Below are 11,694 nucleotides of genomic sequence, written 5' to 3' on the forward strand. Positions count from 1 at the left end.
TTTTAGAATCTGAAATTAATGTTGAACAGGTACTGGCGGTTGTTGGGATATTTGAAATCCGATACGCCCGGCATCACCTGTGATCCAGGTGTGATAGTGGTTTGCGGGTCCTGCCCTAAGAAATTGGTGAACGTATGCACGTTATCGGCGGTGAAGCCAACAGTTACACCATCGAGGCGCCACCTGTTTACGAGGGCTTTTGGCAGTTCGTAACTCAGGCTGATATTGCGCAACGCCCAGAAGCTGCCATCTTTCAGAAAACGTGTAGACGTTTGCGTGCTGTTGGCGGAGTTCTGCGGACTGGGCTCAGTAGCGTTATCGCCGGGCTTCGCCCAGGTGCTGCTGCCTTTGGGCAGGTTTACCTGGTTGTAGTAGGGTTCGTTGCCGTCATTTTCCACAAAGCGGAGGTTATTGCTGTATACTTTGTTACCGGAAAGGAAATAGATATTTGCACTCAGGGAAATACCGCTGTATGTAAAGGTGTTGGTCATGCCGCCCTGGAACTTCGGCAGTGCGGAGCCTACTTCCTGGTAGGTGGCGCTGGCATAATCTGATGTTGATGATTTGTTGCCGTCTTTATCCACTACTTCCCACAAAGGTGCGCCGGTTTGTACGTCCACACCTAACCATTTGGGCATATAAAATTCATACAGGTTACCCCCATTGCGGTAGATCTGCGAGATGCTCCAGGTAGATTGTGTATTGATGATGCTGGCCGGGAATTTTTGCAGCTTGTTGGTGTTGAAGTTGATATTAAAATCGGTGCTCCACTGGAATTTCCGGCTGCGGATATTCACGGAGCTGATGCCCAGTTCCACGCCATTATTCACCAGTTCACCAACATTCTGCCAGCGTGTTTCAAAGCCCACCGACAGGGGTTGCGATACCTGCAGCAACAGGTTTTTGGTGATGTTGTTATACACATCCACACTCAGATCTATACGTTTAAACAACCCGATATCGATACCGCCGTTCCATTGGTATTTGCTTTCCCAGGTGAGGTCCGGGCTGGGCAACTGTGAAGGTGTTGCCGCTATTTGTCCGTTATACTGACTGGCCAGTGAAAACAACGCAAGGTAGCGCGATGACCCGATGTCCTGTGTACCGGTCACACCATAACTGGCGCGGAGTTTCAGATTGGTGAACACATTATTATCTTTCAGAAAATCCTCATTACTCATCAACCATGCTGCAGAAACAGAAGGGAAAGATGCCCAGCGATTGGCGGACGGAAAATTGGAAGAGCCATCCACGCGGAATGATCCGGTGAGGAAATATTTATCCAGGTAACTGTAGTTTACCTGTGAGATGAGCGACTGTATAATGGCTTCATTGATACTACCATTCACAATCTGGCTGTTAGCTACTACATTCAGCACTTTTAACCCGGCGGGCAATCCTTTTCCGGAGGCGCCCAGCACTTCGGTATTGCTGCCTTCAAATGCTACGCCCGCAAGGCCGCTGATGCGGTGATCACCCATGCGGAAATCTACTTTCAGCAGGTTATTGGATACGTAGCCATAGTTAAGCGTACTGAATTCGCTGAGGTAACCGGTGCCATGATATTGCCCGGCCACATCCGGCGAATACCAGGTTTTATTTTTATTGTATCCCAGCGACAACCGGTTGGTACTGGTAAAGGTAAGCCAGTCGGTGATGCCGATGTTAAGTCCCATATCATAATTCACATCAAAATTTTTATAGGGATGCTCTGAATTATTGATGGTGTGAATAGGATTCACCTTATCGCGCGACCACCATTTGAAAGGCGAGTTACCATCTACATACAATGCTTTACCGGAGCTGTCGTACGGGTTATCCCAGGGCATATTGAGGAATGCATAATACATATCGTTATAGTCGTATGTTTTACCAAAGGAGCCGCTGAGGTTGATGTTATTGGTTAAGCTGATACGTTTGGTAAAGTGATAGGTAGAATTGGCTCTCAGATTTACGCGCTGATAGTTGGTATTCATGAACGTACCTTTCTCGTTATAATAAGAGAGGCCCAGGTAGTAATCTGATTTTTCTGATCTGCCGCTGGCGGAGAGATATACATTCTGCATGGGTGCGCGCTGGAACATGTCTGTTAACCAGTTGTAGTTCTGGTTGCGCAGGGCAAGCGGGCGTTCATTATAGAATTTCAGCAGGTCTATTTTATAGGAGTTGTTGGTAGCACCGGGAATATAATCGCGGTAATATTCTTTCTGACGTTCATACAATTCGCTGCCGTTCATCATGTCCATGGTGCCGAAGTCCGGTGTGCGGAAGCCGGTGGTTACTTTTGCCTGGAACTGTATTTTTCCGGAGGCGGCTCTTTTAGTGGTGATGATGATCACGCCGGCATTAGCCTGGGAGCCGTACATGGCGGTGGCGCCGGCATCTTTAAGCACCGTTACGCTTTCTATATCATTGGGGTCGTAGTTGCCGCCAATGATACCATCTACTACTACGAGCGGACTTTGTGAAGCGTTTACAGAGGAAATGCCGCGCATGCGTATTTCTGCTGCGGCGCCGGGAACGCCGGAGCTGCTTACCACCTGGAGACCGGCCACTTTACCTTGCAGCATGGTACCTACATCGTTGGTGGTAACGTCTTTCAGTTTTGCTGCATCTACTACGGTAACGGCGCTGGTTAATTCGCTTTTCTTTTTATCGGAGTAGCCCACTACCACTACCTGGTCCAGCTGACTGTTAGCGGTGCGCAGGGTTACCTGCATACCGTTGCGGGCGGGCAGTTCCTGTTTGTCGTAGCCGGTGAAAGTGACTACCAGTATTTCGCCGGCGTTGGCTGCTACCGTGAATTGTCCGCCGGCATTGGTGGCGTTGCCCCTGCTGGTGCCTTTTACGATTACCGTAGCGCCGGGAAGCAGGGTGCCATCAGGGCCACGCACGGTACCGGTAATACGGCCAGTAGTATCCACTGGCGGCGGCGGGGGCTCGGACTTTGGGCGGATCACGAATACGCCGTTGTTGATAGAAAAGGTAACCGGCTGGTGTTGCAGGCATTGCTCCAGTACGGATTGCACGGAGGCGCTGCTTACCTGTAAGGTAACCGGGGTAGTGTTTTTGAGGGCGGATTCATTGTATACGATGGTGGCCCCGGATTGCAGGATTATTTCTGCAAACACTTTCTGTAACGGCATATTTTTCACAGAGAGAGTAACCTGTTGTGAAAAACTCCTGGCGCTTACATGTAAGCAGGCGATCAGGATAAGCCAGGTGGTCATTTTCATAACCCGCAAAATTTTGGTTAATAAAAGTCCCTTTGGGAGAAATGGTATCTCCTTAAATTTTAAATGCATACTTTTAATAAGGTTTAGAATTCTTAAATGATCGTCGCTGATCTTACAGGATGCTGAGCTGCTGCCGGGGGTGTGTCACCACCTCCGGCTTTTTTCATTGTTCAATGTGTTACTTCATATGCTTTTTTTACAGGTTTTACGGTAATACCACTACTTTATTTCCATCTGTTTTAAAGTGATTAGTTCCGTTTTCTTCTAATACGTGCAATACGGCTGATAAATTAAGATTCCGGCTGATTCCGCCACCATACAGTTCTTTACCGGGTGCGGACTGATAAACTATTTCCACATCATACCAGCGGGCAATTTCCCGCAGTATGGTTGGCAGGTCCATATTATTAAATACAAAGAGGCCGTTTTTCCAGGCCATAATTTTATTCACGTCGGCATCGCGTACGGTGAGCTCGTGGCCGGACAGTGCCAGCACGGCCTGCTGACCGGGGCGCAGGATCTTATCCTGTACTTTTATTTTCCCATCCACCAGGGTGGCGTTGATAGTTGGTTCGTCGGCGTAGGCCATCATATCGAAGCGGGTGCCCAGTACCACCACTTCCATTTCATTGGCCTGTACTTTAAAGGGTTGCGTGGCATTGGCGGCGATTTCAAAGTAGGCTTGCCCCTGCAGGATCACTTTCCGTTCTGCTCCCCGGAAACTGGTGGGATAGCGCAGGGAGGTAGCGGAGTTGAGCCATACGTTGGTGCCGTCCGGCAATACCAGCTGGTATTGGCCGCCACGGGGCACAGTGAGGGTATTGTACACCACTGCACCGTTAGCGTCTCCGGCCTGGTAGGCCAGTTGTCCTTTTTCTTTTTTGATGATGTTTGCGCCGCCTTGTTTACCGAGGGCGCCGTTGGCGGCATCATCGAGGGTGATGGTGCTGCCATCGGCCAGTGTAAGCATGGCTTTTTTGTTGGCGGGTGGTTTATCTGTTGCGGCAGTGTTATCCGCCATGATATTTTTTTGGGGAGATGGATACCGGTGCTGCCACCCTATTTTGCCGGCTACTGCTACCAGGGCCAGCAGGGCCGCTGCAGCCGCATAACGCCAGAAGGGAATTCTTTTTACTTTTGGTGGCTGCATCACCGGCTTCAACCTGTTGAGCAGCCGTTGTTCCAGCATCCGGCGGTCTTCCCCCGGCTCCACGGGCAGCGGCACTTCGCTGTCGTCGAAGCTATCATACCACTCATGAAGCGCTTCCACTTCTTCGGGTGAAGCATTGCCTTTCAGGTAACGTTGGATCAGGTCTTTTAGGTGCTGCATAATAACAGAGTACAGAAATACTGCTGTTACCCTTAGTTGTTTTTATATTTTTTTTCAGAAGAAGAAAGAAAGATAGGGGTATACATCTTTCAGGCGAACGCGCAGGTGTTTCAAAGCCTTTGTGAGATGGGCTTCCACGGTTTTTTCGGACAATTGCAGGGCGGCGGCGATTTCTTTATTGCTGTATTGATCGCGGCGGCTGTACAAAAATACGAGGCGGCATTTTTCGGGGAGCTGGGCTATTTCCTGTCCAATCCGTTCCTGGAGGCGGCAATAATCCAGGTGATCCATGTCCGGGGTTTGCACCAGTTGCTGCGCCACATCGGGCGTATCGAGCGGATGATCCGGCAGTAAACGGCTGATCTGGCGGAATACGGCGTATCGGGTGGCGGTGGCGAGGTACCCGGAAAGGTGGCGGATATCCAGTTCTGCTTTTCTAACCCACAGGCTGGCCAACACTTCCTGCACTACATCCTCTGCAGCGGCGCGGGTACGTAAGCGGTTGTACGCAATAGCATACAGTTTCTCCCAATAACGATGAAATATTTCGGTGTACGCCGATTCATCGGATTGCCGTAGTCTTTGTAATAGCGCTATGTCACTTTGTTCCTCCACGTATGGTAATTGGTTGATATCGGTGTGCGCTATAAAAATAAGTAAAAAGAAGCGGAATTTGTCTTTCGCAAAGGCGATAGAGCAATATTAAAAAAGGTGTACCAGCCGATACACCTTCTTCTTACAACCGTTCGCGGATCACTTTCACCGCATCGCCTCTTTCCAGTTCGTTGTGTTCCTGCCAGCGATCCTGCTGCTGCTTCACCAGCTCACCGGTTTGCCAGGCGAGGAACTTTGCTTCCAGCCGTTCCAGGCATAACTGTTTATTCTGTAACTGAGAGCGGCTGTCCATTGCCAGCACCTGTAATCCGCTTGGACGGTGAATACCACGAACAGCGGTTTCTACTTTATTTACATGCTGACCGCCCGGACCCGCGGCACGGCAGGTTTCCAGTGTTACGTCTTTGGGATTCCACTGCACCTGTTTTTTGATGTCGAATACAGATACACCCACGAACCAGTTTTTACGTTTGTGGAATTTGCGGTAAGGGCTTTGTGCAATCCACTGCACAGTGCCTTCCCACGCTCCGCAGAAAGCTGTTACATTTTTTCCTTTGAGCAGCAGCGTCGCAGAAAGCAGGGTGCCGTTAATATCTCCTTTGATATTTTCCAATACCTGTATGCTGATGCCTGCTGCACGGCCTTCCTTTATCATTATTTCCTGCACCCTGGCCACTACCCTGCAACATTCTGCAGGGCCGCGGCCGGAGGTGATCTGTATAATCATTTGTTCCATGTTGTTAGTCTTTATTCATTCTTACTATGGCGGGCATAAACCGGCCTTGTATGTCTACTAATTCCTGCTGTGCGCTGATAACATTTTCAATGTCTTTATACGCCAGCGGGTTTTCTTCCACGCTGCCACCGATGAGGGTTACGCCTGCGGCGGCCAGCATTTTTTTCAAACCGGACACGGTCATGCTTTCTTTGGCTCTTTTGCGGCTCATGGCCCTGCCTGCGCCGTGGGAGGCAGAGTATAAAGCATTGTCCACGCCCTTTCCCATTACGAGGTAGGCGGCGGTGCACATGCTGCCGGGGATGATGCCCATTTCGCCGGCATGAGCCGGAGTAGCGCCTTTGCGGTGGATGATCACGGATTGACCGTTTGCAAGGGTATCTTCCCAGGCAAAGTTGTGGTGATTTTCCACTTTTGCGAGCGACTGCAAACCCAGCACCTTCATGAGGTTGAGGTGAATGCGGTCGTGGCATGCTTTGGCGTAATCGCCTGCCAGGTTCATGGCCAGCCAGTATTCCTGTCCGGCTTCACTGTTGAGATCCAGCCAGGCCAGCTGCTGCGCTGACTTTGGCAGCTTGCAGGTGTCCATCGCAATGCGCGTGTAATGCTGCGCGATGTTAGCCCCCAGTCCGCGGCTACCGGAATGCGACAGCAGTGCCAGGTACTTTTTTGGTGGCAATTGCAACGCATTGTCTTCCTTCAGTTCTATTAAACCGAATTCCACAAAGTGGTTGCCGCTGCCGGAAGAACCTAACTGCCGCGCGGCTTTGGCCTGTAGTTTCCGCAACAGTTCTGTTGACTGGAACGCCGCGCTGTCGAGCACTTCATGTTCCTGTGGAAATTCAAGTCCACCTTCCATGCCGAAGTGCGTGTATTCTTTCAATGCCACTTTTACCTGGTGGGAGAAGCGTTTTAAAAAGCTTTCTCCTTCGTCGAAGATGGTGAGCGCCATGCGGCAGCCGATATCCACGCCTACCGCAAACGGCAGTACGGCGTTATCGGTAGCCAGCACGCCGCCGATAGGCAGGCCATAGCCGGTATGTGCATCCGGCATAAGGGCGCCCTGTACGGTAACCGGTAAGGACATCGCCGTTTCCATTTGTTGTTTGGCGGAGCGTTCTATTTCTTTAGCGCCGTATACTTTCAGCTGGCCTGTTTTTTCCAGCAGGTCGTACGACTGAAAATTGCATTCCACCGGTTCATCCATAAAGGTGTCTGCTATTTTTCCCAGTATTTCGTGGGAGCGATAGCTGGCCGGATCCGCTTTGATGGCGGTTAATAACGCCAGGAGATCTGCCTTTGCCTCATGTTTGAAATGCTTTGATATAATATTGATGACGAGGCTTCTGGCCTGGTCGTTTGTATAACCTATTTTACTAAGTTCCTTTGTTTTTATACTGCCCATAAAAGGTGATGTATTTGCAGGGATGCGGCCTTTGCGGGCACACCACTGCTGCACCGGTTATCCGGTGCGGGTATTAAATATAAATTTTGTTCTGTGTGGGAATACACCTTCCGCTGAAAGGAGGAGATAAAGCAAACGGAGGCACTAACGTAACCGTATATACGAAATGCGTTTATACAAAAAGTATAAGATGCATGTAGGTATTATTCCGGCTTATGTAAAAGGTAAGCAGCAACGTTTGCCTGATCAGGCAAGAAGCGAAAGGTGCGATATGTGGGTATGTTCTGTCATGATTCCTTGTATTTTAAAAGATGACAAATAAGGAATTCGGATGCAAAGGTATATTTATTTTACAAATACAACGGCATTTTTTTCACATAATAATTTCAGTGCAGATTGTGGCAGATTTTAACATTTCTCCAGCCTATAAAAAAGGGTTTATAACTGTGCATGACGTAAATTTGTATGTACCCGCATTTTTAACCTCCGGAACCCGCTCCGGACGGGTTACATCAACATTATAAAACTTTTTCTTATGGACAAACAGCTCATCCGCAACGCCTATAAAGTGTACTGGCTGGAAAACGGCAAAGCGCCCGTTTCTGTTTATGCGCTCTGCAAACTTGTAGACGTTTCTGAAACCGAATTCTATGAACAATACAGTTCACTGGAAGCGGTAGAAAAAGACATCTGGTTAGCTATCTTCCAACAAACATTGGATCAGCTGCATGCAGATGAAATTTATCAGCAATATAATGCGCAGGAAAAACTGCTGGCCTTTTATTTCCTCTGGGTACAGAAGCTGAAGGAAGACCGGAGCTACCTGTTATTACAGCGCAAACACTTCCGGTTACCGGACCTGTACCGCAACAAACTGGAAACTTTCCGTCATGCGTTTAACAAGTATGTAAGCGACCTTGTGAAAGAAGGTTATCAGTCCAGCGAAATCAAGGAAAGAAAATATATCTCCGATCAGTATGTACATGGTTTCTGGTTACAGGCGCTGTTTGTGCTGAAATACTGGCTGGACGACACCAGCAACCAGTTTGAAATGACGGATGCCGCCATTGAAAAAGCGGTGAACCTGAGCTTCCAGCTGATTAAATCCAATACACTGGATAGTTTGCTGGACTTCGGGAAATTTATTTTTACGCGGAAATAAGTATCATGAAAGAACAATCCAATATTCCCACTTCAAAAGTGGAACGGGCAGGCAAATTCGTTACGACAGGACTTAAGGTAGGTACCAATTATATCAAACACTACACCCGCAAACTGATGGACCCTTCTACCACCAAAGAAGAGCTTCACCAGGATAATGCCGCGGATATTTATGATACGCTGAGTAACCTGAAAGGCAGCGCGCTGAAAGTGGCGCAGATGCTGAGTATGGATAAAGGCATGCTTCCGAAAGCCTATACCGAAAAGTTTGCCATGTCGCAGTACAGCGCTCCCCCGCTGAGCGGCCCGCTGGTAGTAAATACTTTTGTAAAGACGTTGGGCAAATCGCCTTCACAGCTGTACGACCAGTTTGACCTGCAGGCGTCCAATGCCGCCTCCATAGGGCAGGTGCATAAAGCCACCAAAAATGGTAAAAAACTGGCCGTGAAAATCCAGTATCCCGGTGTGGCCAATAGCGTAAAGTCCGACCTCCGCATGGTGAAACCCTTTGCCATCCGCATTGTGGGCATGAACGAGGTGGACATGGACAAATATTTTGACGAGATAGAAAGTAAGCTGCTCGAGGAAACCGACTATGCGCTGGAGCTCCGCCGTTCTATGGATCTTTCCAGGGAATGCGCGCATATTCCCAACCTGAAGTTTCCCGGTTACTACCCGGAACTGTCGTCGGACCGGATCATTACAATGGATTGGCTGGACGGTCAGCATCTGAAGGAGTTTTTGCTGACCAACCCTTCGCAGGAAGTGCGGGATAAGATTGGCCAGGCGCTATGGGACTTTTACCAGTTCCAGGTGCATAGCCTGAAACAAGTGCATGCAGACCCGCATCCCGGCAATTTCCTGATGCGCCCGGACGGCACCGTGGGCATCTTTGATTTTGGCTGTGTAAAGGAAATTCCGGAAGATTTTTATGAGAATTATTTCCTGCTGGTAGATAAAGAGGTATTGAAAGACGAGAAACGCCGGCACCAGATCTATACCAACCTGGAGATGATCCATCCGTCAGACACCCCCAAAGAGGTGGAATTCTTCTCCGGTCTTTTCCAACACATGATCGATTTGCTGACCCTTCCCTTTACGCTGGACAATTTTGATTTCGGCAACGAAGTTTATTTTAATGAAATATATGCCTACATGGATGAACTCTACAATATGAAAGAGATCCGTGATTCAAAGGTAGCACGTGGCTCCAGGCATAGTCTTTATATTAACCGTACCTATTTTGGTTTATACTCCATTCTGAGCGACCTGAAAGCGAATGTGATCACCGGCCCTGCCAGGATACAGGAGCTGATGGATGCCAGGAAAACTGCTTAACGGGCTTTCCGGGGACATACCCCGGAAAGCTTTGTTCTTTTCCATGTTAGTCGTAGAATTATTACAATTGGTCGCAACTCCGCCTTCATAATTATACAAATGCCCTAATTTGCCGCCATGAAACAGGAATGGTACCAACAAAAATGGGCAATAATAGCCAGGCATATGCTCGCATGGCTGATATTCTTCTCTCTCCCCTATTTGTTACATCCTACCAACGAAAAGTACGACCGGGACCGCATGGATGAAAAACAGGCGTGGGCTATGTATGTGTATTTCACTTACCTGGTAATGGTCGTGTTTTTTTACCTGAACGCCTGGGTATTTATTCCGAAACTGGTTTATAAAAAGAAGATTGTCGATTATATCCTTTACATCGTGGGGATATTTATTTTTATGTGCACCATGCGGTATACTTTTGAAAAGATATTCCTGAAACCGCATCAGATGGATATAAAACCAGCCATCCTGTTCACCTTTTTTACTTTTTCCTTTGTACTCTCGGCCAGTACAGCTTTCCAGATGATTGTGGATAAAATGAAGCTGGAAAGACGAAGCAGTGCGCGGGAAAATGAGTTGCTGAAAACGGAATTATCGCTGCTCCGCTCACAGGTAAGTCCGCATTTTATGTTCAATGTGCTTAACAACATGGTATCGCTGGCGCGTAAAAAGTCGGATGTGCTGGAACCTTCTCTCATCAAGTTGTCGTCGCTGATGCGTTATATGTTGTACGAAGCAGATGAAGACAAAGTTCCCCTGCAAAAAGAAACCGAATACCTGCAAAGTTATATTGACCTGCAGCAGCAACGTTTCGGGAAGAATGTAACCATCCAGGTATCACTGGAAACAGGCGATACCTGTTATGAAATAGAGCCGATGCTGCTGATCCCTTTTGTGGAAAACGCTTTTAAGCACGGCACCGGCATGATCACTGATGCTATGATAGATATCCGGCTATATACGCGGGATGACAAATTGTTTTTTTCCGTGCGTAACCGTTTCAATAAAGATTCTTCCGAAATAAAAGATAAAACCAGCGGTATTGGTCTTACAAATGTAAAAAGGCGTTTGAATTTGTTGTATGGAGATAATTATGTTTTGCATATTGATAAGAAAGATGACTGGTTTATAGTATCCTTGCAATTAAATCTCCACTGATGATGAAATGTATTGCCATAGACGATGAACCGTTAGCGCTGGACCTGCTGGAAGACAATATCAGCATGGTTCCTTACCTGCAGCTCACCGGCAAATGCAACAACGCATTTGAGGCGATGGAGATTTTGCGGCATCAGTCCGTAGACCTCATATTCCTGGACATCCAGATGCCGGGACTTACGGGGCTACAGTTCCTGGAATCGCTGCCCAATAAACCGCTGGTGATCCTCATCACTGCTTATGAAAAATATGCATTGCAGGGCTTTAACCTCGCCGTAACGGACTATCTCGTAAAACCGGTGTCCCTGGAGCGATTTATCAAAGCCTGTAATAAAGCGCAGGAGCTTTTCCTGCTCAAAACAGGTGGAAAAACGGCGCGGGAAGAGGCGGATTTCTTTTTTGTGAACGTGGACTACAGCCTGCTGAAAGTAGTATATGCCGATATCCGGTGGATAGAAGGATTGAAAGATTATGTAAAAATCCATCTGAACAGCAGCTCCAAACCGGTTATTACCCGTATGAGCATCAAGGGATTGGAGGAGCAGTTGCCCGGCTCCAGGTTTGTACGGGTGCATAAGTCGTATATCGTTTCCATTGCCGCCATCACTACGATCCGGAAAAACGCCATATTCCTCGATACGCTGGAACTCCCTGTGGGCGATACTTACCGTGATGCGGTATATGCCATTGCCGGTAAGGCCGGTCAGTGATCCGA

9 protein-coding genes are annotated in these 11,694 nt (G+C 48.3%); 4 read left to right on the forward strand and 5 right to left on the reverse strand.

Going from position 1 to position 11,694, the window contains the following annotated elements; translation table 11 throughout:
* Positions 1 to 2 precede the first annotated feature (2 nt).
* The 5 genes from V7S65_RS12840 to V7S65_RS12860 all read right to left on the reverse strand — a co-directional run bounded on the left by V7S65_RS12840 (position 3) and on the right by V7S65_RS12860 (position 7,322).
* On the reverse strand, positions 3 to 3,236 hold the full coding sequence (locus V7S65_RS12840) for a TonB-dependent receptor (protein ID WP_336386852.1): 3,234 nt from the start codon (positions 3,234 to 3,236) through the stop codon (positions 3 to 5).
* Between the two features lie 205 nt (positions 3,237 to 3,441).
* Positions 3,442 to 4,566, reverse strand: a complete 1,125-nt coding sequence (locus V7S65_RS12845) for a FecR family protein (RefSeq protein ID WP_336386851.1) — start codon at positions 4,564 to 4,566, stop codon at positions 3,442 to 3,444.
* A gap of 54 nt (positions 4,567 to 4,620) precedes the next feature.
* Positions 4,621 to 5,181 carry an RNA polymerase sigma factor gene (locus V7S65_RS12850; RefSeq protein ID WP_168771307.1) on the reverse strand — a complete coding sequence of 187 codons (561 nt, stop codon included), beginning with the start codon at positions 5,179 to 5,181 and terminating at the stop codon, positions 4,621 to 4,623.
* Positions 5,182 to 5,302: 121 nt separating this feature from the next.
* Entirely contained in the window at positions 5,303 to 5,917 is a 615-nt protein-coding gene (prfH, locus tag V7S65_RS12855; protein WP_079470263.1) for a peptide chain release factor H, read from the reverse strand.
* Positions 5,918 to 5,921: 4 nt separating this feature from the next.
* Positions 5,922 to 7,322, reverse strand: a complete 1,401-nt coding sequence (locus V7S65_RS12860) for an RtcB family protein (protein ID WP_336386850.1) — start codon at positions 7,320 to 7,322, stop codon at positions 5,922 to 5,924.
* 535 nt (positions 7,323 to 7,857) lie between these two features.
* Between V7S65_RS12860 and V7S65_RS12865 the strand changes: the two genes are divergently transcribed.
* The 4 genes from V7S65_RS12865 to V7S65_RS12880 all read left to right on the forward strand — a co-directional run bounded on the left by V7S65_RS12865 (position 7,858) and on the right by V7S65_RS12880 (position 11,689).
* Positions 7,858 to 8,484, forward strand: coding sequence for a TetR/AcrR family transcriptional regulator (locus V7S65_RS12865; RefSeq protein ID WP_079470266.1), 627 nt, complete (start codon positions 7,858 to 7,860; stop codon positions 8,482 to 8,484).
* A 5-nt stretch (positions 8,485 to 8,489) separates the two neighbouring features.
* Entirely contained in the window at positions 8,490 to 9,821 is a 1,332-nt protein-coding gene (locus V7S65_RS12870; RefSeq protein WP_079470267.1) for an ABC1 kinase family protein, read from the forward strand.
* A 117-nt stretch (positions 9,822 to 9,938) separates the two neighbouring features.
* On the forward strand, positions 9,939 to 10,979 hold the full coding sequence (locus tag V7S65_RS12875) for a sensor histidine kinase (protein ID WP_079470268.1): 1,041 nt from the start codon (positions 9,939 to 9,941) through the stop codon (positions 10,977 to 10,979).
* Positions 10,979 to 11,689 carry a LytR/AlgR family response regulator transcription factor gene (locus V7S65_RS12880; RefSeq protein WP_227024483.1) on the forward strand — a complete coding sequence of 237 codons (711 nt, stop codon included), beginning with the start codon at positions 10,979 to 10,981 and terminating at the stop codon, positions 11,687 to 11,689. The genes V7S65_RS12875 and V7S65_RS12880 overlap by 1 nt, the downstream gene beginning before the upstream one ends.
* The last annotated feature ends 5 nt before the right edge of the window (positions 11,690 to 11,694 follow it).

Origin of the sequence: Chitinophaga sp. CCNWYY40, from assembly GCF_037483205.1 — a bacterium.
Classification (GTDB): domain Bacteria; phylum Bacteroidota; class Bacteroidia; order Chitinophagales; family Chitinophagaceae; genus Chitinophaga; species Chitinophaga ginsengisegetis.

Bases quoted from the DNA above. Each gene is read 5' to 3' on its own strand.
- V7S65_RS12875 (WP_079470268.1), top strand. From the start codon at position 9,939: ATGAAACAGGAATGGTACCAACAAAAATGGGCAATAATAGCCAGGCAT.
- V7S65_RS12880 (WP_227024483.1), top strand. From the start codon at position 10,979: ATGATGAAATGTATTGCCATAGACGATGAACCGTTAGCGCTGGACCTG.
- V7S65_RS12865 (WP_079470266.1), top strand. From the start codon at position 7,858: ATGGACAAACAGCTCATCCGCAACGCCTATAAAGTGTACTGGCTGGAA.
- prfH (WP_079470263.1), bottom strand. From the start codon at position 5,917: ATGGAACAAATGATTATACAGATCACCTCCGGCCGCGGCCCTGCAGAA.
- V7S65_RS12860 (WP_336386850.1), bottom strand. From the start codon at position 7,322: ATGGGCAGTATAAAAACAAAGGAACTTAGTAAAATAGGTTATACAAAC.
- V7S65_RS12870 (WP_079470267.1), top strand. From the start codon at position 8,490: ATGAAAGAACAATCCAATATTCCCACTTCAAAAGTGGAACGGGCAGGC.
- V7S65_RS12845 (WP_336386851.1), bottom strand. From the start codon at position 4,566: ATGCAGCACCTAAAAGACCTGATCCAACGTTACCTGAAAGGCAATGCT.
- V7S65_RS12840 (WP_336386852.1), bottom strand. From the start codon at position 3,236: ATGAAAATGACCACCTGGCTTATCCTGATCGCCTGCTTACATGTAAGC.